General features: G+C 33.6%; 24 protein-coding genes. 8 read left to right on the top strand and 16 right to left on the bottom strand.

Annotation, left to right across the window (positions count from 1 at the left end; all coding sequences use genetic code 11):
* Positions 1-1105: 1105 nt before the first annotated feature.
* The 14 genes from ACNQGX_RS16540 to ACNQGX_RS16475 all read right to left on the bottom strand — a co-directional run bounded on the left by ACNQGX_RS16540 (position 1106) and on the right by ACNQGX_RS16475 (position 10419).
* Positions 1106-1432 (bottom strand): DUF3892 domain-containing protein, encoded by a 327-nt coding sequence (locus tag ACNQGX_RS16540; RefSeq protein ID WP_417978093.1) that lies wholly within the window; start codon positions 1430-1432, stop codon positions 1106-1108.
* 160 nt (positions 1433-1592) lie between these two features.
* Positions 1593-2843, bottom strand: coding sequence for a hypothetical protein (locus tag ACNQGX_RS16535; RefSeq protein ID WP_417978092.1), 1251 nt, complete (start codon positions 2841-2843; stop codon positions 1593-1595).
* A gap of 376 nt (positions 2844-3219) precedes the next feature.
* Positions 3220-3630, bottom strand: a complete 411-nt coding sequence (locus ACNQGX_RS16530) for a hypothetical protein (RefSeq protein ID WP_417978091.1) — start codon at positions 3628-3630, stop codon at positions 3220-3222.
* Between the two features lie 47 nt (positions 3631-3677).
* Positions 3678-4583: a hypothetical protein gene (locus tag ACNQGX_RS16525; RefSeq protein ID WP_417978089.1), complete on the bottom strand. Its 906-nt coding sequence runs from the start codon at positions 4581-4583 to the stop codon at positions 3678-3680.
* 4 nt (positions 4584-4587) lie between these two features.
* On the bottom strand, positions 4588-5856 hold the full coding sequence (locus ACNQGX_RS16520; protein WP_417978088.1) for an ABC transporter permease: 1269 nt from the start codon (positions 5854-5856) through the stop codon (positions 4588-4590).
* Between the two features lie 3 nt (positions 5857-5859).
* Positions 5860-6270, bottom strand: a complete 411-nt coding sequence (locus ACNQGX_RS16515; protein WP_417978086.1) for a hypothetical protein — start codon at positions 6268-6270, stop codon at positions 5860-5862.
* Between the two features lie 47 nt (positions 6271-6317).
* Positions 6318-6587, bottom strand: a complete 270-nt coding sequence (locus ACNQGX_RS16510) for a hypothetical protein (protein ID WP_417978085.1) — start codon at positions 6585-6587, stop codon at positions 6318-6320.
* 101 nt (positions 6588-6688) lie between these two features.
* Positions 6689-6844, bottom strand: a complete 156-nt coding sequence (locus ACNQGX_RS16505) for a DUF4236 domain-containing protein (protein ID WP_417978083.1) — start codon at positions 6842-6844, stop codon at positions 6689-6691.
* Between the two features lie 3 nt (positions 6845-6847).
* A complete protein-coding gene (locus ACNQGX_RS16500) occupies positions 6848-7051 on the bottom strand; it encodes a hypothetical protein (RefSeq protein ID WP_417978081.1) in 204 nt (67 codons plus the stop codon).
* An 11-nt stretch (positions 7052-7062) separates the two neighbouring features.
* On the bottom strand, positions 7063-7347 hold the full coding sequence (gene yidD / locus ACNQGX_RS16495; RefSeq protein WP_417978079.1) for a membrane protein insertion efficiency factor YidD: 285 nt from the start codon (positions 7345-7347) through the stop codon (positions 7063-7065).
* On the bottom strand, positions 7348-7578 hold the full coding sequence (locus ACNQGX_RS16490) for a hypothetical protein (protein ID WP_417978077.1): 231 nt from the start codon (positions 7576-7578) through the stop codon (positions 7348-7350).
* 158 nt (positions 7579-7736) lie between these two features.
* Complete coding sequence (locus tag ACNQGX_RS16485; RefSeq protein WP_417978075.1) at positions 7737-8405, bottom strand: response regulator transcription factor; 669 nt, start codon at positions 8403-8405, stop codon at positions 7737-7739.
* A gap of 9 nt (positions 8406-8414) precedes the next feature.
* Positions 8415-10133 (bottom strand): tetratricopeptide repeat-containing sensor histidine kinase, encoded by a 1719-nt coding sequence (locus ACNQGX_RS16480; RefSeq protein ID WP_417978073.1) that lies wholly within the window; start codon positions 10131-10133, stop codon positions 8415-8417.
* A gap of 52 nt (positions 10134-10185) precedes the next feature.
* A complete protein-coding gene (locus ACNQGX_RS16475; protein WP_417978071.1) occupies positions 10186-10419 on the bottom strand; it encodes a hypothetical protein in 234 nt (77 codons plus the stop codon).
* A 344-nt stretch (positions 10420-10763) separates the two neighbouring features.
* Here ACNQGX_RS16475 and ACNQGX_RS16470 point away from each other — a divergent pair, with 344 nt between their 5' ends.
* Both ACNQGX_RS16470 and ACNQGX_RS16465 read left to right on the top strand, forming a co-directional pair.
* Entirely contained in the window at positions 10764-11642 is an 879-nt protein-coding gene (locus ACNQGX_RS16470; RefSeq protein ID WP_417978069.1) for a hypothetical protein, read from the top strand.
* Between the two features lie 1006 nt (positions 11643-12648).
* Entirely contained in the window at positions 12649-12852 is a 204-nt protein-coding gene (locus tag ACNQGX_RS16465) for a YqaE/Pmp3 family membrane protein (protein WP_417978067.1), read from the top strand.
* Between the two features lie 243 nt (positions 12853-13095).
* On the opposite strand, the gene ACNQGX_RS16460 is transcribed toward ACNQGX_RS16465, so the two are convergent.
* Positions 13096-13890 (bottom strand): winged helix-turn-helix domain-containing protein, encoded by a 795-nt coding sequence (locus tag ACNQGX_RS16460; protein ID WP_417978065.1) that lies wholly within the window; start codon positions 13888-13890, stop codon positions 13096-13098.
* A gap of 291 nt (positions 13891-14181) precedes the next feature.
* Between ACNQGX_RS16460 and ACNQGX_RS16455 the strand changes: the two genes are divergently transcribed.
* From ACNQGX_RS16455 to ACNQGX_RS16445, 3 genes are all read left to right on the top strand, one after another.
* Positions 14182-15249, top strand: coding sequence for a ligand-binding sensor domain-containing protein (locus ACNQGX_RS16455; protein ID WP_417978063.1), 1068 nt, complete (start codon positions 14182-14184; stop codon positions 15247-15249).
* Positions 15250-15310: 61 nt separating this feature from the next.
* Positions 15311-15964, top strand: a complete 654-nt coding sequence (locus tag ACNQGX_RS16450) for a YceI family protein (protein ID WP_417978061.1) — start codon at positions 15311-15313, stop codon at positions 15962-15964.
* 1098 nt (positions 15965-17062) lie between these two features.
* Entirely contained in the window at positions 17063-17908 is an 846-nt protein-coding gene (locus tag ACNQGX_RS16445; RefSeq protein WP_417978059.1) for an RteC domain-containing protein, read from the top strand.
* A gap of 76 nt (positions 17909-17984) precedes the next feature.
* Here ACNQGX_RS16445 and ACNQGX_RS16440 read toward each other — a convergent pair whose 3' ends face one another.
* Complete coding sequence (locus ACNQGX_RS16440) at positions 17985-18314, bottom strand: hypothetical protein (protein ID WP_417978057.1); 330 nt, start codon at positions 18312-18314, stop codon at positions 17985-17987.
* Between the two features lie 386 nt (positions 18315-18700).
* On the opposite strand from ACNQGX_RS16440, the gene ACNQGX_RS16435 reads away from it, so the two are divergent.
* The 3 genes from ACNQGX_RS16435 to ACNQGX_RS16425 all read left to right on the top strand — a co-directional run bounded on the left by ACNQGX_RS16435 (position 18701) and on the right by ACNQGX_RS16425 (position 23029).
* Positions 18701-20353 (top strand): AraC family transcriptional regulator, encoded by a 1653-nt coding sequence (locus tag ACNQGX_RS16435; protein WP_417978055.1) that lies wholly within the window; start codon positions 18701-18703, stop codon positions 20351-20353.
* 1862 nt (positions 20354-22215) lie between these two features.
* Positions 22216-22503, top strand: coding sequence for a helix-turn-helix domain-containing protein (locus ACNQGX_RS16430; RefSeq protein ID WP_417978053.1), 288 nt, complete (start codon positions 22216-22218; stop codon positions 22501-22503).
* A 208-nt stretch (positions 22504-22711) separates the two neighbouring features.
* A complete protein-coding gene (locus tag ACNQGX_RS16425) occupies positions 22712-23029 on the top strand; it encodes a hypothetical protein (RefSeq protein ID WP_417978051.1) in 318 nt (105 codons plus the stop codon).
* The last annotated feature ends 464 nt before the right edge of the window (positions 23030-23493 follow it).

Here is a 23493-nt window from a genome sequence, read left to right as displayed (position 1 = left end):
TTTATCATTATCAGTGTAAAATTCATCTATTAATGTTTGGGAGAGTTTTTTAAAGACTTCTGGTCTTACCTTCATTCGAGCTTGAACAAATGCGCTCTTTGTAAACTTACTACCAATATTGGGTTTTAGAAAACTTATGAAGTTATCTATTTCCATCGTGAGGCTTTTTCTAAGGAAGTTTAACATAAATAGCAAGATAAAAGGAAAATTCTGTTTTCTATTTCGTGTAAAGTGCTTTTCTGAAACTTTATATTCATTTTTCAATTCCTCACTAAATAATTGTGTTTGTATCTTTTTGAAGATAAAAATAGCTGTTTTTTTTCAAAGTTATAAATGATTGGTTATCATATAAATATACGAAAAATCTTACAAATAAAACACATAATAACCTAAAAATCAGCGAAATGAATCCTTAACTTAATGACATTGGGCGCGAGCGTCTCGCTCGTGCCCACAATCAAAATCAATTAATAGCTATTTCTAAAACAGTTTGATCATTATTCTCGATGGCGCGGAATTGCATTCTGTGACTATGAATGAGAAACGTACAACTCCTAAAAATACAAAAATGTTCTTATATAAAATCCTAGAGTACAGATCTCTTATCACTAAAATTTAAGTGTTCAATTCCAGAATCACACACTATACTATTTGTGGCTAACTCAATAAAATTATAGGTTTGAGGTCTTAATCAAATCTATAATCACAATGCAGTGGTATGAAATTCTAATAGCAATTCCAGTTATAATTGTCGGCTCCTACATCCGGGGTAAAATCTATGAACATAAAAAGAATATGTTTCATAACGATAGCTGGAAGAGTAGAAATAGAAACAAAAAATAAACTTTAAAAAAAAAAATTAAAATTGATGTCTTTTGAAGAAAAATTATACTTTAACTAAGGTCCTCTATAGCTAGTTTGTTTGCAATAGTAATATAAATATCAGTTGTACTTTCAGCTGTCTCCATGGATATAGTTAATGAATATCTTAGAGTACTATTTGCTTTAGTGGGAATACCTGTTAGATTGTGAATTATGCTATCACCATTGCTAGTTATTTAAAAATGAGACCCTCGCCGTAACGAGGATCTTTAATAGCTTTATATTAATACACATATCCGTAATCTATAAGATGTAGCAGATTATCCTTTACTGTTCCGTCATGATTTGTTCTGAGGAATGGAGGATTACTATTAACTACATGTATATCTTCACCAGCTACCCATTGAGCCCTTATATAATTCCACAAGTATGTTTTAGCACTGTTTACTGGATTTTGCAATAACACTACAGCATCAGCCTTGGTCATCTTTACTGCGTGGCTAATTTCATAACCATCTCCTGCTTGATTTCTTGTTCTTGTATGGACAGCATAGTGAGTTATTACTTCTTGACTATTTTTCCAAATTCCTGAAATTCTATATTCTGACATTTTAATCTTTTTTAGTGTTATTTTAATTTATGTTATACTTTTGTGATTCCTTGGAAGTTACTACGTAATGCTCCAATATCAACTTATGCAACTCTCTTCTGCTATACATTGTATTAAATGTAATAGTACATTCTTGTCAAATATTAGGTTTATAAAAAACCTATTTTGTACTGCCGTATAAAATGATATCCGAAATTATGTATCGCAATTTATCCTTAAGGTCAAAATCAATTTCTAATTCCTCTGCTTTGTTGCACATATCCAAAAGCTTTGAAAAATTAGTAATTTCATTATCTATTTTTGTCTTAAAAATATCAGATAGTTTCTTTATATGACCAAAAGAACTTCGAGGACCATCAATCTTGGCCTGTATTTTCATTCTCAATTCATCAGGAGTTTTAATCGTTTTAGCTTCTTTTAATTCTTTGATAAATTTATCACTGGTATTGAGAACACTTTCCATAGTCTTTAATGTTGCAAAGACATTTTCGGGCTTTGTGGTATGAGAAATCATTACCCTATTATTTTCAAACCGGTTTTGCTTTGGAAACAAATAAAATCCATCCTTGCTAGTCTTTCCTACATTAATAATATTTAAAAAATTCAGAGAACCTTGCCCCAAATCATTAGTTGAAACCTTAATTGCAGTTGAAACTTCTCCAAACTCTCCTGCATCTTTCGTGAATTTTTCCGCAACTATTATTTCCAATTTGGATTCATTAATATGTGCTGATTTGATTTTGTATTCAACTCCTTGATTTTTTTTCATAAAATTATGGAATGCAAGCATGGAAACCACAAATGCAAAATCAACGCCATATTCATAATATTTATCAAATGAGGTAATCCCTCTTAAATAGGTAATCCCTCCATTTTCAACTAGACGGTAACTTCTATGTTTGTTATAATTATCTGAACTACTAGCCAAATCTTTAAAATATTGAATATTTTGCCTTGCCAGATCAGACAACCCATTTTTGAATAGACTGTTAGCATACTTAGTCATCACATACTCATCCAAATAAGTATTTTTTGAATCATACTTAGCAACTGTTTTTAAGTTTTCCTTAACCTCATCGACAACGACATATTCGTCAAAGTGAAAAACTATTTCTTTTTTCTTTTCTCCATCAATTGCAAGCACTTCCTCAAAAACATTAATATCCTTTATTTGGGCTCGGATTAGTATACGCTTGTAATTGGTATTGAAATGTTTTACACGTTTATAAACAGTGTCTATATAATCAATAGTAATTATTTCATTTCTAATTTTTTCAATTTCAAAGTCATTGTACATTTTATCCTTATACGGATGATCTTCCATCAATTCCCATAGTTTCTCAACTTTTAGCTGCCCCGTACTTTCTTCAGGGTTAAGCAATACAGCTTTTTGTACAAATTTTTCCTCCATAATTATTTCTCTTTTTTTTTAAATGGTTCGACTACATGAAATTCTAACGACATCAAACGAATCCGGTTAATTACTGCTGCAACAACCTATTATTGATATAAGGATTTTTAACAAACTCTTTATATGACAAAACTGCTATAATCAATCTTCCCACCCACAGAGTGTTAGTCTGTAGCTCTGAGCTTGAGAAAGCGATGTTTTTATTATTTCATGTTTACAGGCTGTTAACCCCCGACAGTTTTCGGTATAATGGTATTTTTTTGCTCCCTTTGGCCCACAGATGTAAACTTTATTTTCTACTGGGTGAAAAGAAGTGAGAAAAATAAAGAGTAGGATTACAATAGATTTCATTTAAATTACTTTGATGTTAATAGTATTAATTTACTTGTAGTTGGTATTCATTTCCTTCCTTGTCAACGGCTTTTAGTTTGCCGTAATCAATCCATTCTGCTGTGATCTCAATTTCTCCATCAGTCGTATGGGTTAGTATACCAGCGCCATATTTTCCTTGAATATTGATGTTTCCAGATACCGTATCTCCTAGAGCATTATATCCACTTACATCATAATTATACTCATAATGACCCGGTTTACCAGTGCGGTATTCATATTGACGATGTGTATCATTATGATACGTTTTTGCTTCTTCAGGAGTAATAGTTTTTCGATCATCTGGTTGGATAACCTCCTTATAAAAGGAGTTGATTTTTTGGGGAGGCTTTTCTTTTTTACAACTAATGATTCCCAAAGCCATTATTATAAATACTATTCTAAAATTGCTAAGCATTTTCGTTTAAGGAGTTAAAATAAATATTGATATGAAATGGTTACTTTTTATTGACGATTTGTATCTAATATAAAATCCTTAATGATTGTATCCATATTAGAGGGTAGGTCCGCAGTTTTAATTTCAAAATGTTTTATTCTCATTGCTGCAAACCATTTGCTCCAATAGGCTCTGATTACTTTTTCTTCATAAGGATTGTTTTTATTTGGATTTATTCCCAAAACCAGAACTTCAAGATTTGATAAGTCATCGTTTGCTTTTATAAAACCATAATTCTTATTCTGAAGTTTTTCATTCCAATCTTTATTATTTAATCCATTTTTTCTAATTAGTTCTGGAGTGATATAAGTAGTCAAGTTCCCTTCTATTATTCTGGTGTCGTCATAAAACATATATCCATCAGTTAATACTACAAGTATGTTTCTGTGTTTACTATCTATGCATTGATCTTTTACTTTGTTTTCAAAAAAGCTCCAAATGTCTGAACCTATATAATTATCATCTTTTATCGCGGACTCATATATTTTTAAAGTCTGAGAGGCATAATTTGAATTTATGGAATTCAAATACTCTTTGGATACATTATTTTTATCAATAGCAATTCTTAATTTTTTAGAAATAGAATTAATTTCGGGATCTAATGGTTCTGGATTGAAAAATAATTGCATTTTATCATCAATCTGTCTTATTCTTTTTGATCTCAAATGTTGAGTGAAGGCTTCAGAAATGGATTTTATATAACCTAAATCTCTTTGGTAATATTCCATTGTCGGGTTAGGATTTTTTCTGACACTAATTCTGTCCGATAAATCTAGAAGTATACTAATGTTATAATTATCATGAATGGGGTTCCTAATTATAGTTTTATCATTCTTATTTTCGGAATCTGGTTTACATGAAGATGCAGAAACGATAAAAAATGATACTAAAATAGTTTTTAAAATAGCTTTCATAAGATTAGTTTTTAGAATATACTAAATGTTGAAAATCAGGGTCTATAAGATTTAGTTTGTCCAAATGCTCAATTGATAAAATATCGCAGTTTACCAATAATTCTGTTTTCTCCTTATGCGGCAAAGCTATTTCAGTATTAATGGCTTGAAACCAGCCTTCTTTATATTGATGATGATAATGAAGATATTCTTTAACAGGAAAGACAAAACCATCTATTTTAGATTGCAGTTCTGAAATCTTACCATTAATGGTAACCATTTGTTGTTTAAAGTCATTGACTTTATTAATATATTCTGTTGTTAGTTTTTCTAAATCAATAAGTTTCTCTTTTTGTCCTCTAATGTAAGCTCTAATTTTATCGATGTTTTCGAATTCTTTCATCACAAAATCAAAAACAAGTCCCCAAATAATATACACTACAAATCCAGCAAATATGATCATCCAGAATTCAGCTTCGCCTAATGCAATGTTTAAATTATAAGGAGAGGAATCGGGAGTTTTGTTAAATTCATATATTTTTTTCTCAATTTGATAAGCCAGAAGTGCGTCAAACAAAAATGTTGTAATAAATAAACCAATGATTCTAACGATATTTTTGATACCCTTTACTTTTTGTACCATATGAATTACATAGCCTAATCCCATGAACACAAAAGGAATAGTAATTACTAAAACCCCTTCTAACCAACTTGCTTTAAATGAGTTTGTCAATGCATCTGCATCAAAAATGGCAGCTGTTAAACTATCATTTGAAAACTCTTTGAAAAATGCAGAATAAGAGGCCGAGATATAAAACACTAATAAATAAAGCGTTATAGGTAGTAACAAGATTAGTCCAATATAAAAATGTGCTTTTAGACCTTTGCCGTCTTCAATTCCAAATTTGTCAGGATTACGCTTTACTTCAACAATTTCACTTTTTATCTGATTAATATCTTCATTCAGGTCTTGTTCTTTTTTTTCATAAATTCCTATTGCCGCCTCACACTTTTTTAGTTCTGTCCTGTTTTTTTCTTGCTCTTCCCTGTAAGGTTGTTTCAAACGGTCTTGTTCTAATTTTTGCTTTCGACATTGATCTTCAAAACTCATATATAAATTTTGCAGACAAGCTTTTAGAACGATTGGTTTTCCGGTCGCTTTTATTGATGCAGCAAAGCCACTCTGATAATAGGTGATTCTTATTTGTTCCCTGTCATTTTCATTTTCATCAATATCATTTTTCGGAGATTCATCAACTTTTTTTAGACTGAATAACTGTGTTAGTGATTTCATAACTTAAGAGTTTAGTTGATTAATAATTTCTTCTTTGCTAATGCCTTTCTTAACACAATCAATTAGATAACCGGTTAACTCGTTTATGTTTTCATCCAAAAAATTAAATTTACGACAGTATTTTTTGAGCATATTTAATTCATCATCTGCTACCTTCTCATCAGCCCAAATAATTCTGGCAAAATCATATAAGTATTCAATCCTTGTATTTAAATTTTCTGGAATGCTCAACTCGGTATTGATTGGATTAAGAAAAAGTTTATCGAGTTCTTCTTTTGGAATCCCACGTTCATCCGCAAAATGATATAGCATTTGAAGTTCTAACACGTCAAATTGATCATCTGTTAAGGCCATTTGGTAAAGTCGAAGGAAATGACTTTTTAGTTGAATGCTCATACTAGGATTTGAATTCATATTTTGAAAATTAGATTATTAAAAATGTCTTATTTACTTTATTCAAACTAAGATTTTCTTGCTTTTTTTGAATTTTTTCTACTTTTAATGTTTTTTGAAACAGTTTCCTTTTTTGGAGTAGGCGCACAAACACCGCAGGTTCCTCCTTCTTTGGCACAGTGCTTACAACCCGAACAATTTTTACAGGCGGCGCAATATTCAGAACCGGAACATCCCCTGCTCTCACAGGTTGAAGCAATTAATTTTTCCGAAGTGGTTTGACCTGAAACGGTCCAAGTAAAAAGGAAAAATAAAAAGAAGTATAAAAATATTTTCATAATAATATTATTTTAAGATTTGATAAAATAGTACGCCAAAACTGAAGTAGATAATAACCGTCAAAAGACATCCACTTGATTTTGATGAATTAAATGATTTTCTATAAGAAACACCAGATACCCCGGTTCCTTACCGAGAAACCCTTGTTACTAATCGTTCCGCCTTTAGTCCATAGACTCGGAGAAATTCCTGATTTGCTTATATTCAAACCAAGTCCTCCTCCAAGCTTAATTCTTTTTTGAAATCTAAAACTCATAACTTAGCTTGTATGACAGCTATTGGAGCAAGTCTTACATCCATTAGATTTGGAATATGTTTTCTTTGCTTCTGTTACTGCAGCCGCACAATTTGTGAACTCTCCTAAATATTTTCTATTATCAGAGTTTGGAAGATATTTACAATCTTCAGTATGCACTTCATGATCTCCGTTTGATTGTGCATTTTTGTTTACATAGTACTTCATAATTTATAATTTTAGTGGATTAATAATCTTTCTGCGATTTCTTCTTTTTCAATTACTATTCTTGAAGGAAGAAGCATTTGAGTTTTATTATTTATGGGATTTTTAAAAATTTCAAAACCACCTCTACAATTTTGATATCTAAAACGAAAGGCACTCAAACCTTTAATAAATCCTTCCGTTTGGGTAATTTCAAATACATAATTAGAACATGATTTTTTAAAGATGCATTTTGCTTTTCTGTTTTTTGATTTAAAAAACCAGTAGAGCTGAACAGCAAATAATATCGTATACTTCATCTATTTTTCGAAAACAACCATTTGTCTGTTGGTTGTAAATCCAGGCTTACTAGCTAATCCAAAACAACCTGATTCCGGTTGTACAAAAGTGGAAACACTCTCAAGTCTTACATATTTCCACCCGTGATTAGTATAATTTTTTATTAAACTTTCTAACTGTTCAGCAACATGATTAGAATTACCTTTATTGGCATCTATTGAAGCTACGAAAGGGACTACTTTATATTCCATACTCTTTTATTTAATGATTCATTCAAAGATAAAACCATTAAAATTCAACTCATTACGGTAAACCGTAACCCGACTCATTATTTTATTTGAGCCATAAAAAAAGCCCCCGAAGGAGCTAGAATGCGAAGAGTAAATGAGAGTATCCTAAAAGTGAAATTTTAAATAATTCCTAAATCCTTGGCTATAGCTACAAGATGTACCGTATTATTTGCTTTGAAATAAATTTTGAGTTTATTGATATGTTTTTCAATAGAACTTTTACTATTAGGGCTAATGCCTTCTTCTTTAAATACCGTTTCCATATTTTCTTGAGATATTCCTATGGAGAGATACTTGATTAACTGCACGTCATAATTATCAATTTCACTTGTAGTCTTATCTTGAAGCAGGTACAACAATTCAGGAGAAATGTTTTCTGGTTCATTCTTGTAGGTTTTTTGAATGGCTCTTTTTAGGTCGTATATTGTGTTTCTTCCTTTTATTACATAGCCATCTATAGTAAGCTCGTCAAATAATAATTTGATACGGTGTGCTCTGTCTTCAATCGAAAAAACAATTATTTTAATGTTAGGACACTGCTTTTTAACCGCAGCTATCAATTCTTCACCCGAATTGAGTTGGTTCAATTGGTGATCCGCTTTAAAGGACAAATCAGAAATAAGCAGTTGAAAAGGAGTACCGTCTAAATGCGCTTTTTTAACCTTTAACAAAGCTTCATCACAATATTTTGCATATTGAACTTCAAGAACATCAAGTTCATTTAGTATCTGGGCAGCACCCAAATCATTAAAATCAATATCATCCGCAATTAAAACTTTTGTAAACATATTTGTATATTATTTTGGAACTAAAATTTTAGCCTTGAAACCTTTATTGGTTTGAGAATCAAAAGTAAGGATTCCATTTACCGTCTGAATACGGTTTTCCGCATTCTGGAGACCATTTTTTAAAATTAGTTTCTCCGAAAAACCAACTCCATTATCTGAATAGTCAATTTTAAGAGTATTTTGTTCCATATCAAAACCAATGACCACAAAACTGGCTTGACTGTATTTTTTCATATTAACCATAAGTTCTTGTAATACTCTTTGTATGGCTATCTTTTTTTCTGTTTGAACTTTTGACCAATCTATTGGGTTACCATTTTTAATAATAACTTCGGTACTACTACTTTTATAGTTATTGAGCATTTGTTTTAAATTCTGTTCAAAACGTTCTCCTGTTTCTATAGGACTATTCGCTTTAGAAAAATTTCGTGTTCTAATATATATTTTATCAAGATTATCTAAAAGAGTTTCCTTTTTTATTGGATTCTGCAAATCTTGAGTTCCAGCAAAAGTCATGGCATAAAAAACATCATTAGCCAATTCATCATGGAGTTCTTTAGAAATTCGGGTTTCAGTAGTATAACTTACCTCTAAGCGTTCTCGTTTAGTTTTACTTTTGTAGTAATTGATTATAAATACAATCCCGCCAAGTAGTATAACAAATCCAAAAAAGAACAAGTACTTTTGGTTCTTTTGTGTTTCAAGTTGTAAAAGGGTTTCCGCCCTTTGTCCCTTATATTTGGTGCTCTCCAAAATGGCTTTTCTAGAATCATATCTAATTTTAGTAAATTGATTTTTAGCATTGTTCCGTACTTTTTTAATACTATCGTTTAGATTTATGAACAATATGGCGTAACCATTTACTCCTTTTTCTTGATTATGTGACATTAAAAATGCCAAGGCTTCCAATCGTTCATCAATACTTTGATGTTTCGTTGCTTCATCATAAGCATGTAGTGCATACCCTTTTGATTTTTGATAATCTTTATTTTGATAGTAATCGGCTAAATGCAAATAGCTTTCAATACTTCCATAGGAATCGTTAATTCTGGTTCTGATGGATAAAGCCTGATTCATTAATGCTAGTCCCTTTGGAATCTGATTGTCCTTATAATAAGCAAATCCTAAATTGTCAATAATTCTGGCTTTTTTATTCTGTAGTGTATCTAAAATAGCAGACTTTAAAAATGGCTCTAAAAGTACTATTGCTTTTCTGTACTTTTTTTGTTCCATATAAACTGTAGCAATATTATTGAGAACAGCCACTCTAGCTACGGAATCTTTTACCGTTTTTAAAATTGCGGTATAATAACGAACGGCATCATCGTAATTTTTTAGTTCTTTTGCTGCGATTCCAAATAAATTATTTGCCGCCACCTGATATTGTAAATCATTGTTTATGTATGGCAAAGCTTCGGTCAAAGTTTCTTCACTGCTGTAATAATCTCCATAGGTCTGTTGGATGTGTGCCATTCCAACTAGATTATAGGCGATGTAGGTACTGCTGCCCTCCTCTTTAAATAATTCTGTAGATTTTAAATAATAATAGAAAGCACTATCCAGTTTATTATCCCTACTAAAGGAATCACCTAATTCTGAATATTTCTGGGCTATTTTTTTTTTGGGGCTTTCTTGTTTTTTAGAAATATCAATACTTGTTTTTACACTCTTTTGACAAGATCCGATAGAAAGCAAAAACACTACAATAAAAAACGGGGAACGCAACATATAAAGTTTCTTTCCCCGAAATTAGTATTTAATTGCAAATTAATGCATCTTATTATGGTTTTTTTGGTGGTGTTATAATAATTACTTCATCGCCAGGGCCATCACTAGCCATAGGACTACTTGTATTAGACAAGGGACTAGTATAACTTTCGTTGAATTTCAGATCATTTTTTTGAACTCCAAAATCTTTTGCTTGAGGAGTTGTACTATCAATCGCATCCGCATCACATGATACCATAACTAAGCCCGATACTGCAATAGCAGCTGTAAAAAATATTTTTTTCATGATTTTAATTGTTAAAAATTTGACATAGGTTTGGCCGTTCGATATCTTTAATCGAATAATTATTAAGGGCCAAACCATTAAAATGAGAACAGTTTTTTTGGTTGCGGGAAGTAAAGTGAGCTAGTACGGAATCGTTTAATTATACTTCCCGGAATAAAAATTCTCTTCTGTATAGCCTCACTTTTATAGAAGTAGTTTTGTACATTTGTCCGTATCGCGAAATAGAACAAGAACTAATTCTGAAGCAAAGTAATGACGCTTCTGCAGTAAAATTGATCCGGAATTCCTATGATTCCCAGTAATACCGAGGATTCCTGAAAATTCCTAAAAATTCCTTTAAGCTTATGGTGAAAAATACTTTAGAAGATTATAAAGCAGCGGTTAAATTGAAGTATGAGATTGAAAAGGTTGGCACCCATTCCAGTTTTTTACTAAATCCTTCTCGTGCCAAATTGAGGAAATTGTGTGGCGAGTTATTTAAGAATAATGCTAACGCTGATGATTTAAAAAGCTTTTCTGCTTTTTTTCAATTTGATTTTGTTTTAAATTACTCCAATAAATTAAAAGACCAAACAGATAAATTCAGGCCTATTGAAACATTTTTTAAAGGAGAAACTGATTTAACTGATATTGAAGCAGTGAATATTGCAGCAATATTAGTCGATTTTAAGCTGCGGCCTTACCTGAAATTCTCAAGACAGGAGGCTTTTAAAAAAGAGAATATCCTCATTACTACTATTGAAAGTACAGATGCAGTCGATTTTTTTGAGGCATCTACGATTATTACAAACAATAGCATTAGTCCCGTCCAATCAATGCAACCATCATCCTTGGAAAAGAAAGATTTAAGTATTTTTCAAAAAAGGCTATTTATTCCTGGACTGATAGTAGTTACAATGTTGTGTGGTTTTGGGTACGTTTTTTTGCCCAAAAAAGAGTGCATGCAATGGCAAAAAGACCATTTTGAAGCAGTTGTTTGTGAAACTAAAGCAAATGGTATAGTAAACTTGTATTCAACGATGCCTCTAAATAAAAATATGCTGAATTTTAGAAAAATTGAAATTTGTGATACCACAACTTTTTTTAAACATGATAAACCAATATTGTGGTATTGTAAAACTGGAGATCATTTGGATTTTTTTAATGGACCAGGTTTAAATCCTGAAAATGAAAAACCTTTAAAACCGATTACACAATATATGATTGATAAATATATTAAGTAAACCCGATAGTGCTGATTTTGTAGTCCGTGCAAGTTCGCGATAGGAAAATGCTTGCGATGATTTTTGGGATAAAAATATTCAGGCTTGAAATCGAAGATTCATGAATACCAAAAAAAGATAATAACCCATGAATATATTTTTTTACTTTTTTCATCAAGACAAATCGAAGATTAAGCGAACACCACTTATAATAAAAGTTAAGTGAGCTAAAAAAGTAAAATTTTATTCATAGACAAAATAGCAATCGCGACAATAAAAGTACTTCCTCAACTCGCCCTTATATTTATATATCAGAAAATCACGGTAAGAATTTCAGCGCCGGCCGAAGGGAGTGACCCCCGAGCCGAGTGTGAAACACGAGCGGCTGGGGTCGCGATAGGAAAATGCGTCCGATGATTTTTGGGATAAAAATATTCAGGCTTGATTTTTTGTTTCTTTTGTATCAAGACAAAAGAAAAGAATCTCTTAATCAACAAAAAAGCAATGGCAACACTACTCTTATAATAATGTTATCACTAGGAATTGCATTCCTTGTCTACTACTGTTTATTTTAAAACTACTTAAGTAAGTATTATAGACCCCAGCTAGCTTGAGCATTAAGTAACACAGGCGCTAGCGCGATGCGTCCCGCTCGTGCACACAAGCCGAGTATTTACAGTAATAAAAAAACAAAAAAGTAACCTCTTAACTGGGTTGCTTTTTTGTTTTACGGGATACCTATTAGGGCTTTTAGTTGTCGAAAACGGCATTTAAAATTGGTTTAACCTCTTTAAAAACCTTTTTAACTGGATAAAAAATTCAAACACAGCCATTTTAAACCTAACGGATAACACTGAAATTATTCCTAAAAAGTACACATCAATTTCAAAAAGAATAAAAATATTGCCGATATTGTAGTCTTAAAAAAGGCATTAAAATCTTTATCAACCTATAAATTAAGAACATCCCGATTTTTAATCGGGACGGTCGAAGGTTCGAATTCTTCTGCTTTTACAAATAAAAAAATATGAGATACGTTTTAGCATTTTTTCTGCCATGGTTATCCTTGATATTACAAGGTAAAATAGGTTCGGGTATTATTTGTTTAATTTTACAAATCACAATTATAGGCTGGATTCCTGCTTGTATATGGGCTTTTACGGCTTTGAACAGGATGTATGCCGATAGAAGAACAGCTACGATTATCACGGAAATGAGAAAAGCAAATTAAATCTAAACTCTTCAAGGCAGTTAACCGCTCAGCATCCCTCAGCTCTTCGAGGTCTCCCGACCTCGATCCATTGCCAGTTATCCCAAACCTGATGGCGTGGCATTCTACCCGCTCCGAAATTAAGTACACTTTGCGAGGATGAAGGATAATTCTTTTAATGATACCACATTAGTAGCTCACTATAGAGTTTTACAAATGCCAAATTGAATTCTAATAACATCAGTTCGGAGCGGGAAGATTTTCTTAAGAGCTAATTTCAAGCTTATATCCTTTACCGCGTATAACAACAATTTTGATATTAGGATCAAATTCCAATTTTTTTCTAAGTTTTGATATGAACATATCCAGACTGCGCCCCACAATAACACCTTCATCTTCCCATATCTCTTTTTGCAGTCGGCTTCTCTCTATGGTCTCGTTGGGAGATAATGCGAAAATGAGCAATATACGGGTTTCCGTTCCGGTCAGGTCTATTGTTTTTCCGTTTATCATCAGATTCCGATTCTTCGCATCGAACAACACCGAGCCCAAAGTGAACATACTAGTATACTGACCGTCAGGTAAAGTTTTCCGCAGCTTAACAGATCTCAAAAAAATAAAACCAACAAATGCTAAAAATGACAGACCGCCCAAAAAATATTCATTCTTTGCTGTAGTCATACCATTGGGTTTGAATTTAATGTTGATCATGTAACATGCGCTGGGTTGCCTTCTTCCTATACAGGCTACAATTTCATCTTTCTTATTTTTTGATATAGCATATCCATAAGCTACACTGGAGTTGCCACAGTTCAGAACATTAACAACATAATCACTTGCGAGGGGGTCTTTGGCCAACAAACGCTGAGTAGTATTCATTAGGGAGTCCGGTTGAAAAGTTAGGTCATTCTCAAACGTGATCTGGTACTCATTTTCAGCAATCTTTTTTACAGGAAGAACTCTTGAAGTACTGTCGCCCGATTGTAAAAGTAGTTCATGTCCGATCCTGCGGAGTAAAACTTCCCTTCTTGCGATAGCAAAGTCGTCACTATCCTCCATACTGAAAGCCACACAGATTACAGAGATAAATAAGAGTAGTATCAACCCGAACAGGTATTTGCGTTTTCCGGAGAGGAGATTTCGACTATGATGCATAGTGTCAAGTTTTTATTTACAAAGTTTACATTTTTATTTACAATTCAAATCTCTCAAGCCGAAAAATATCAAAGTAATTTCGCTGAATCAATTAGATAAGATATGAAATCGCCACTAACAACACGTTTGTGCAACAAACACCAATAAGTAAAGGGCGATACCATATATGACCGCTAATAAATAAATTTTACATATATGAAAAATAAAAGAAATGTTTTGTACAGCCTGATTATCATGCTGGCAGGAGTAGTCAATTTTGCCGTACAGGCCCAACAAAAAAATGGTGCTCAGGATGCCGTTGAAACCAAAGACGTATCCACTTCTCAAGGACCCAACGGCATCGTTCGTACAATCAAGCAAGATAGAAAGGGCAATATTTGGATTACTTCATGGGAGGGTGTTTTTAAATATGATGGAAAATCTTTTACTAATATCACCAGTAAAGTAAGTTCGGCCCGCTTCTTTTCTGTTTTAGAAGATAGAAAAGGAAATTTTTGGTTCGCTACTATTGGCTCAGGTGTTTACTATTACGATGGGAAATCCTTTCAAAATTTCACAACCAAGGATGGGCTTGCGAATGATCGGGTTACTAATATTTATGAAGATAAAACCGGTACTATTTGGTTCGGCACTGAAGGGGGAACAAGCCGTTACGATGGGAAATCCTTTCGAAATTTAAAAATGAACGAAGCCCCTCCCGTTACTGAGGCTGATTCTGTCCATATTTCAGTTTACCAAAATCCGCTTCCAGAAGATCATTGGATGCATAATGATGTTAATGCTATCATTGAAGACAAAACAGGAAAATTTTGGTTTGGCACAAGGGGCAATGCCACTATTTATGATGGAAAGACATTTACCACAATAACCAATAACGGCAAACCTTTTAGGAATGTGCGTTCGATAATTAAAGATAAAAAAGGAAATATCTGGCTTGGTGGAAATGATGGCCTTTGGCGCTATGACGGAAAAACATTTACCAATTTTACTCAGAAGTTTGTTGGTTATATCTATGAAGATAAAAAGAGCAATATTTGGACGAGTTCAGAAAGGGATAGCAGCCAATCTTGGGCAATTTCCCGGTATGACGGAAAGTCCTTGTCAAATAAAAAGCCAACGGTAACCGAAATAACAAATAAACCAATGATCTTCGGGATTTTAGAAGATGACAAAGGAAATATTTGGTTTGGCGCATTAGATGGAGTGTATCGTTATGATGGAAAGACCATCACGGACTTTAAAAGTGCAGCCGGTCAGAAATAATGTGTATAGCTAATTTAAAAATCATTTGTCAATTATTATTAATCAATATAATTTCTGTAGTATGAACAACAAGATATCAATCACTTACTTAATTTTAATTATTGCTCCTTTCTTCTTCGGTTGCCGTGGGCCTGTAAAAGAGGAAAATAAAAACAATGCATTGGCAAGTTACTTATCCTTACATTTTGGGAATGAAAAATATTTTATAATAGATACGAAGGAAAGTGTTGTAACATGGAAAGGTGCTATGCTAATTGGTTCAAACAGTCACACAGGGTATGTCTATATATCGAAAGGAGAATTAATGATTGACAACGGCCAACTTGTGGGTGGTACAGCTGAAGTCGACATGAATACAATTGAAGATGAAACCCATGGGAGTGATAATGGACTTGTTAAGCACTTAAAAGATCCTGATTTTTTTGATGTTAAGAAATTTCCTATTTCTACAATCGCAATTACCAAGGTTGCATCGATAAATGGTGAGAATAAAAAAGTTACCGGGAATCTAACGATTAAAGCTATGACACACCCAGTTACTTTTCCGGCCAAAATAGAAGTTAAGGACGGAATTGTCAAAATGAATGGTAAGCTGGTCATTGATCGAACAAAATGGGATGTCCGTTATAAATCAGGAAAGTTCTATGATCTTTTAGCTGATCAAACTATGTCGGATTCCATTGAATTCCATATTAAGATTGTAGCAAAAAAATAACATCTGAATCTGCATTTAGGTTAATTGAAATTCTGAAGTAATTAAATAGAACATGATCAAATATATAGACAAATATGCTTTGTTCCTGATGGTTGTTTTTTGCACTTCCTGTGGACAAAACCAAACAAACGTACCAAAAGATAATATCAAGTCCGAAACCAAAGACACAGTCACTTCCTACGGGCCTAACACAATGGTCCGGAATGTAAAGCAAGATAGAAACGGAAACATTTTGATTGCTTCCTACAAAGCCCGCGCTCCGCAAAGTCTCATGACTTTGCGCTTTTTTTTAAATTCTTAAAAGACCTAAACGCAATAAAAGTCTCCTGACTTTTTCGTGAATTTCCTTCTAAGTCCCCGCCCTTATAGTTACCATCCCAGAAAATCACGGTAAGGATTTTAGCGTTGGCCGCAGGGAGTGACCCCGGAGCCGAGTGTGAAACACGAGCGGCTGGGGTCGCGATAGGAAAATTTGTCCGATGATTTTTGGTGTAAAAATATTCAGGCTTGATTTTTTTGTTACTTTTTTCATCAAGGAAAAAAGTAAAGATTTTCTTCAAGCAACAATCAGTAGTGGCAATAAACCTATAATTACACCCTCTTCAGACCGCCCTTATAGTTGCCAGACCAGAAAATCACGGTAAGGATTTTAGCGTTGGCCGCAGGGAGTGACCCCCGAGCCGAGTGTGAAACACGAGCGGCTGGGGTCGCGATAGGAAAATGCGTCCGATGATTTTTGGTGTAAAAATATTCAGGCTTGAAATCGAAGATTCATGAATACCAAAAAACAATAATAAACCATGAATATTTTTTGTTTCTTTTGCATCAAGGCAAAAGAAAAAATGTCCTTCATAAATAAAAATAGCAATAGCAACCCGATGATGTGGAACTGCATACCATGAATACTACTGTTTATTTTAAAACTACTTAAGTGAGTATCATAGACGCAAAAAAAATAACCACTATGCAATTCGGGAATTTCACTATTCAATTCGAGAATCGAACACCACACCATTTGCAACCCAAGCAACCATCAAATAGATTTGCCCCACGATTCAAGTACTGAATCGGTCAAATTGTAAATCTAAAACTGTCCTAATGAAATTGTTTGCTGAATCGTTGATGTCCGAATTAGAACATCAATTAAAATTGATCCATCTGGAAACAGAAAATCCGATACAATCGGCTGAGCAGGCAATAAAGAATAGCGTTGCAGTCTTAGAGAAACTAAAAACCTTTTTCATAAAATATAAAAGGCTAAACAAAACAGAGGAAATAGAATTCTTCCGGGACATCAAGCCAAAGTTTACGGCTAAACTAATTTACTATAACGAAATCTATACTATTGAAACCAACAAGCCATTGGGTTCCCAAAAAACAATAGGCAAATATTATAAAGCACAACTCAATAAATTAAAAGTCTTTTTTGAGAAGAACAAGGAGTTTTACCATTACTACCGCACCGCTAATAATTACCTCGATAATAAATATTTTATAAGGGCAAAATATGACCTTAAACTAATGCTTGACAGTTATTATTTTCAGGCTGACCATCGCTTCACTACCTCGCATGACTATAAAGTGGCTCGCATACTAGCCAACGATGAGATAAAAAATTTTCTGGAAGAGCAAATAGCAAAATTAAAGCGAAAGACAATAACAATACAATCACCTTCCCCACTCTCTAAAGGCCCGAAATGGACAGGATCAAAAGTAGAACTGATCGAGTTGATTTATGCTCTCCATACAGAAGGTGTTTTTAATAACGGAGCCTCAAGACTAAAAGAAGTAACAACCTTTTTCGAGATAGCCTTTAATATTGATTTGGGACAGTTCAACAGGGTCTTTCTGGAAATCCGAAACAGAAAATCCGAGAGGACAAAATTTCTGAATACACTCAAGAGCAAACTCATAATCCGTATGGATGAAGCAGATGAAAATTAAAAAAGGTTGCTCAAAATGAGCAACCTTTTTAGAATTGACTGTACAAACTGTCTATCATAAAACTGAAATCCAGTCCCTACTCGGTACCCAAACGGGTGATAAGCTTTTTCCAGTCTGGGTCAATAATCTTATCTGCTTCCGTAGTCGAATAAGTCGTAATACTATCCGGCACATGATGAGCCTCAAATAACGTATTAGGAATACGCTCGGTTGAGGCATAGGGATCCTCACTATTGGCGCGTACTACATCTTCTTTTCTGGAATTATAATAAGGACTCTCATTCTTCGCATCTACCTTGTCTAAAGTATCATCTGATACAAAAGCAGAATCGGTAGTACAGGAATTAAGTGTAAACAAAAAGGACAAGCAAATTAAAGTGCTAAAACCTGGATAGAATTTTTTCATTTTGGTTAATGTTTTTAAATGTTACTGATTACTTTTTTTCATCAGTTCATTTCTCCCGGGGTAATCTGAACAATGTTGGTGTTGGTTTTACTCATAACAAAACCGTTTGAATTCAGGGCAAAACTAGTGGGACGTTTCCTCCTCGGCAAGCCAACAACTGTTCAATTCGGGAATCTACCATACGCAATTCCCGAATTGAACACAGAACATTTTTAGATAAACAACAACCATCCAGCGACTTATACGCATAAAGACAGAAAAGCCATTTGTTGAGGTAATTCTTGCATCTATTAATTTATTTTAGCTACATTTATTTCACCATAACAGAGTCTTAAACACATTAATGATGAACTTTCTATTTAGAAAGCCCCCAATCTTTTAGATATATGACGAAAAAATACTTACTTATACTATGGGTATGCCTGTGTCATAATGCCTATGCACAACATAATAATTTTGTAATTCCGGACAGTCTTTCAGCTAAAAACTATGAATATTTTAGCAACAACATACGATATGAGGAAAAAGATAGCATCAAAGAAAGGCTGTATGCACAATCATGGTTAGCTAAAGCAAAACGGGAGAAAAACTTCGGTCAAATGACGCAGTCCTATAAAGCTTTAATTTATACAAGCGATAATAAGCTACAATTAATATATGCCGATAGTATGCTGACAGCAGCGAAACGGACAGCCGACATGGAATTAATTGGATCGGGCTACATGACAAAAGGGATTGTACAATTCGATCGTAAAGAACACATGAATGCCCTCGACAGCTACCTGATAGCAGACGAATACATTTCAAAGACAAACAACCACTACCTAATATATAAAGTAAAATATGTTATTGCTCAGATCAAATATTACCTTGGATTTTACGATGAGGCAACAGCATTATTTCAAGAATGTGTCAACTATTTCAAGGAAAAAAATGACCGTGCCTATCTGAATTCACTTCACTCTTTAGGGCTTTGTTACAACCGCATCGGTAAATATAAGCTGTGCAGCCAGATCAATCAGACGGGGTTGAAAGAGGGACTGCGCTTTAAAAATTTAGAAATGGAGCCCTACTTCATCCATTCCGAAGGGGTAAACCAGTATTTCAAACACAATTATACTGACGCAATAAAGAAATTGACAAAGGCATTGCCTGCAGTGAAAGATAATAATGACTTTACAAACGAAACGACGGCCTATTTTTACATCGGTAAAAGCTACTGGGCCCAAAAGTTGCAGGCAAAGGCATTGCCCTACTTAAAAAAGATAGATGAAGCTTTCCAAAAACAAAAGTATATCCGTCCTGATTTACGGGAAGCCTATGAAATATTAATTGATTATTATCAGCAACGAAACGACAAAGAATTAGAGTTATATTATGTCACAGCCCTTTTAGAAGTAGACCAGGTGCTGCTTAAGGATTACAAATACCTTTCAGGGAAAATACACAAAGAATACGATACAAAAAAATTACTTCAAAGGCAAAGAAACATTGAACAATACTGGACAGTTGTAGTCTGCATTACAATTACCATAATGACAGTAATCATAGCGGTACTGGTGCACAGACACTATAAAAATAAAAGATTATTTGAAGAGTTGATGAATCGCAAACCCGAAACGGCCCAATCATTGGTTTCAAACAATACCAGTAAAGAAACCGAACTCGATATCAATCCCGAAGTGATTGCCGCAATTCTAAAAAATCTGGAAAAATTTGAGCGCAATAAAAAATACCTTGAAAAAGACATGACTTTGGCAAAAATGGCTGCATTATTAAACACCAATATGAAATACGCTTCAAAAATTATAGCACGATATCGTGACAAAGGAACCGTTGACTATATCAGCAATTTAAAGATTGACCATATTATAGAATTACTAAAAAACGAAAACAAATACCGCAATTACACCAACAAGGCATTAGGTGAAGAATCCGGTTTCGGTTCCACCCAAAACTTTACACGGGCATTCAATAACCGAACAGGCCTCTCTCCCACCTACTTCATCAATAAATTAAGAAGTCAACAACATTCATAATAATAATAACCCGTTGGGTGTAATTCCACATATTTTCAGCTAAAATTGACTCCTTCAGCTAACGGAAGAGAGTAAAAATTTGAGCAAAAATTTCAAAAATGAATCAACTGCGAATAATTGATTTTAAAATATTAAAAAAAACGTTAGTTAGAATTATTCAAAACGTCAGTTCGAGTGTTTTTTGTGGAGTAAAACGGAACAAAAAATGTATCGAGAACCGTTTTTAATTCAAAATTTTCTTGTTCTCGATACAATTTTCTAACGAAAATCACTCGAACTGACGAAAATTATAATTAAAAACTAATTACACCCAACGGGTTAATAATAATAATACATCATCTGAGAAGCCCTTAAAGTTGCAATACCAAAAAATCACGGTAAAAATTTTAGCCTTGGCCGCAGGGAATAATTCCGGAACAGTTTTGCACAGTAAAATGAAGCAAAATCAAACTAAGTTCCGTCTTCAACCCGCCCTTATCTTTTTATACCAAAAAATCACGGTAAGAATTTAAGCGTTGGCCGAAGGGAGTGACCCCGGAACCGACTGAGTACTAAAAACTGTTTTGAACAGTAAAACGAAGCACAATAGAACTAAATTTTCACTCTTAGGCTCGCCCTTAAATAAAAAGCATAGAAAAACAACGAAGAAGTGAAGTGGCAGCACTCCGCGAGTTGAGTCCGCAGGACGAACGGCTCGGGGTGCGGAACGGAACTTTGAGGTAGTTTTCAAGTTTTTCATTTTCAGGCTTGATTTTTTTGTTACTTTTTTCATCAAGGAAAAAAGTAAAGATTTTCTTGATAGACAAAAATAGAATAACAGCAGTAAACGTACAATTATACCCTTTTCAGGCCGCCCTTATGGTTGCCATACCAAAAAATCACGGTAAGAATTTAAGCGTTGGCCGAAGGGAGTGACCCCCGAGTCGAGTGTGAAACACGAGCGGCTGGGGTCTCGATAGGAAAATGCGTCCGATGATTTTTGGGATAAAAATATTCAGGCTTGAAATCGAAGATTCATGAATACCAAAAAACAATAATAACCCATGAATATTTTTTTGTTACTTTTTTCATCAAGACAAATCGAAGATTCAGCGAACACCACTTATAATAAAAGTTAAGTGAGCTAAAAAAGTAAATATTTTCTTCAAATAAAAAATCAGTACTAACATAACCTTTCTTCCTCTACACTCCCTTATAGTTGCCATACCAGAAAATCTGGTAAGGATTTTAGTCTTGGCCGCAGGCAGTGATCCCGGAACCGACAGCGTACTGAAAACTGTTTTACAATGTAAAACGAAGCAAAATCAAAATAAGTTCCGCCTTCAACTCGCCCTTATCTTTTTATACCAAAAAATCACGGTAAGAATTTAAGCGTTGGCCGAAGGGAGTGACCCCCGAGTCGAGTGTGAAACACGAGCGGCTGGGGTCTCGATAGGAAAATTTGTCCGATGATTTTTGGCATAAAAATATTCAGGCTTGATTTTTTGTTTCTTTTGTATCAAGACAAAAGAAAAGAATCTCTTAATAAACAAAAAAAGTGTAGCGACAGTACAGGCTTTATTTTTTATTTTTTTTGAAATCAGAGATTCACGAACTCCAATAAATTATTAACTCGTGAGTAATCAAGACAAAAGAAAAATCATTCTCATAATCCATAAAAGAATCAGTGGTAGCAAGAGAAGCATAATTTTTTGCTACTTTTCTCATCCAGAAAAAAAGTAAAGATTTAATAAACAGAACTCAATAACCACAACCAATTCAAAATAAAAACTCATTTTTTCTTTCACAACTTGTGAACCACTTGTGATATAAAAACAACCAATACCAACAATTTTGCACCATAACAATATAAAACGAAACTTATGGCAATCGAAATCCTCACCAAAGCAGACCTCTATGAATTCCGTAAATCTCTTTTAGAAGATATTAGAGAAATACTTAAAGGCACAAACGAGCAAACCAAAAAATGGCTAAAATCAACCGAAGTCAGGAAATTACTCAACATTTCTCTTGGAACACTTCAAAACCTCCGTATCAACGGAACACTTTCCTATACCAAAATCGGCGGCATTATTTATTATGCGGATCAAGACATCGATAAATTACTGGAAAAGAACAAAGTAAGTGCTTCCCCAAACCTATTCAAATAATAATCGAACCTAACCTTCTCGACGAACGTCACTTCGAGGCATAATTTTTATTCTAAAAAAAGCAATATAAAATGACATTCATTGTGTCACCCTGAGCGCAGTCGAAGGGCTACGTAATAAAAAACGTCAATGGTAGTGATTTTTAAGTTTTTCACTTAAAAATTGTATCGAGAAGCTTTTCGAAATGATAACCTCATTAAGTAAACCAATGAACTACACAAAACACCTCACCGGTTTCTTCGACCGCACAATCCAAGACCGAAACCTCAATCCTACTCATATCAGTCTATACATTGCATTATTCCAACATTGGAATATAAACCATTTTCAAAACCCAATAAGCATAACAAGAGAAGAAGTGATGCGCATCAGTAAAATTTGTTCCACAGCAACGTATCACAAGTGTATGAGAGAGTTAAATGAAAAAGGATACATCAAATACGAGCCTTCATTCAATCCATTCAAAGGCAGCATGGTAATCCTTTTTAATTTTTCAGAAAACCAAAACCCGTTCAAAAAAGAGTAAAAAAAGAAAAAGATTCTCTTCACATACAAAATAATAATAATAATAATAATAATCCCAGTAAACGTTCATTTAAATCCTCTTCGCATCGCCCTTAAATAAAAAGCATAGAAGAACAACGAAGAAGTAAAGTGGCAGCACTCCGCGAGTTGAGTCCGCAGGACGAACGGCTCGGGGTGCGGAACGGCACTTCAAGGTAGTTTTCAAGCTTTTTATTTTCAGGCTTGAAATCGAAGATTCATGAATACCAAAAAACAATAATAACCCATGAATATTTTTTTGTTACTTTTTTCATCAAGACAAATCGAAGATTCAGCGAACACCACTTATAATAAAAGTTAAGTGAGCTAAAAAAGTAAAGATTTTATTCAAGTAAAAAATCAGTACTAACAATAAATTATTAATGCGAATCAAGGGTTGAAAGTCTTTTTTTGTGCCGTTAGATAATTTGCGAGAGCAAATGCCTA

Origin of the sequence: Flavobacterium glycogeni (assembly GCF_048286775.1) — a bacterium.
Classification (GTDB): domain Bacteria; phylum Bacteroidota; class Bacteroidia; order Flavobacteriales; family Flavobacteriaceae; genus Flavobacterium.
This window is presented reverse-complemented; position numbering and strand designations above follow the sequence as displayed.

Excerpts from the sequence above, each read along its gene's own strand:
- ACNQGX_RS16540 (WP_417978093.1), bottom strand. The coding sequence starts at position 1,432 with ATGTCAGAATATAGAATTTCAGGAATTTGGAAAAATAGTCAAGAAGTA.
- ACNQGX_RS16535 (WP_417978092.1), bottom strand. The coding sequence starts at position 2,843 with ATGGAGGAAAAATTTGTACAAAAAGCTGTATTGCTTAACCCTGAAGAA.
- ACNQGX_RS16530 (WP_417978091.1), bottom strand. The coding sequence starts at position 3,630 with ATGCTTAGCAATTTTAGAATAGTATTTATAATAATGGCTTTGGGAATC.
- ACNQGX_RS16525 (WP_417978089.1), bottom strand. The coding sequence starts at position 4,583 with ATGAAAGCTATTTTAAAAACTATTTTAGTATCATTTTTTATCGTTTCT.
- ACNQGX_RS16520 (WP_417978088.1), bottom strand. The coding sequence starts at position 5,856 with ATGAAATCACTAACACAGTTATTCAGTCTAAAAAAAGTTGATGAATCT.
- ACNQGX_RS16515 (WP_417978086.1), bottom strand. The coding sequence starts at position 6,270 with ATGAATTCAAATCCTAGTATGAGCATTCAACTAAAAAGTCATTTCCTT.
- ACNQGX_RS16510 (WP_417978085.1), bottom strand. The coding sequence starts at position 6,587 with ATGAAAATATTTTTATACTTCTTTTTATTTTTCCTTTTTACTTGGACC.
- ACNQGX_RS16505 (WP_417978083.1), bottom strand. The coding sequence starts at position 6,844 with ATGAGTTTTAGATTTCAAAAAAGAATTAAGCTTGGAGGAGGACTTGGT.
- ACNQGX_RS16500 (WP_417978081.1), bottom strand. The coding sequence starts at position 7,051 with ATGAAGTACTATGTAAACAAAAATGCACAATCAAACGGAGATCATGAA.
- yidD (WP_417978079.1), bottom strand. The coding sequence starts at position 7,347 with ATGAAGTATACGATATTATTTGCTGTTCAGCTCTACTGGTTTTTTAAA.
- ACNQGX_RS16490 (WP_417978077.1), bottom strand. The coding sequence starts at position 7,578 with ATGGAATATAAAGTAGTCCCTTTCGTAGCTTCAATAGATGCCAATAAA.
- ACNQGX_RS16485 (WP_417978075.1), bottom strand. The coding sequence starts at position 8,405 with ATGTTTACAAAAGTTTTAATTGCGGATGATATTGATTTTAATGATTTG.
- ACNQGX_RS16480 (WP_417978073.1), bottom strand. The coding sequence starts at position 10,133 with ATGTTGCGTTCCCCGTTTTTTATTGTAGTGTTTTTGCTTTCTATCGGA.
- ACNQGX_RS16475 (WP_417978071.1), bottom strand. The coding sequence starts at position 10,419 with ATGAAAAAAATATTTTTTACAGCTGCTATTGCAGTATCGGGCTTAGTT.
- ACNQGX_RS16470 (WP_417978069.1), top strand. The coding sequence starts at position 10,764 with ATGGTGAAAAATACTTTAGAAGATTATAAAGCAGCGGTTAAATTGAAG.
- ACNQGX_RS16465 (WP_417978067.1), top strand. The coding sequence starts at position 12,649 with ATGAGATACGTTTTAGCATTTTTTCTGCCATGGTTATCCTTGATATTA.
- ACNQGX_RS16460 (WP_417978065.1), bottom strand. The coding sequence starts at position 13,890 with ATGGAGGATAGTGACGACTTTGCTATCGCAAGAAGGGAAGTTTTACTC.
- ACNQGX_RS16455 (WP_417978063.1), top strand. The coding sequence starts at position 14,182 with ATGAAAAATAAAAGAAATGTTTTGTACAGCCTGATTATCATGCTGGCA.
- ACNQGX_RS16450 (WP_417978061.1), top strand. The coding sequence starts at position 15,311 with ATGAACAACAAGATATCAATCACTTACTTAATTTTAATTATTGCTCCT.
- ACNQGX_RS16445 (WP_417978059.1), top strand. The coding sequence starts at position 17,063 with ATGAAATTGTTTGCTGAATCGTTGATGTCCGAATTAGAACATCAATTA.
- ACNQGX_RS16440 (WP_417978057.1), bottom strand. The coding sequence starts at position 18,314 with ATGAAAAAATTCTATCCAGGTTTTAGCACTTTAATTTGCTTGTCCTTT.
- ACNQGX_RS16435 (WP_417978055.1), top strand. The coding sequence starts at position 18,701 with ATGACGAAAAAATACTTACTTATACTATGGGTATGCCTGTGTCATAAT.
- ACNQGX_RS16430 (WP_417978053.1), top strand. The coding sequence starts at position 22,216 with ATGGCAATCGAAATCCTCACCAAAGCAGACCTCTATGAATTCCGTAAA.
- ACNQGX_RS16425 (WP_417978051.1), top strand. The coding sequence starts at position 22,712 with ATGAACTACACAAAACACCTCACCGGTTTCTTCGACCGCACAATCCAA.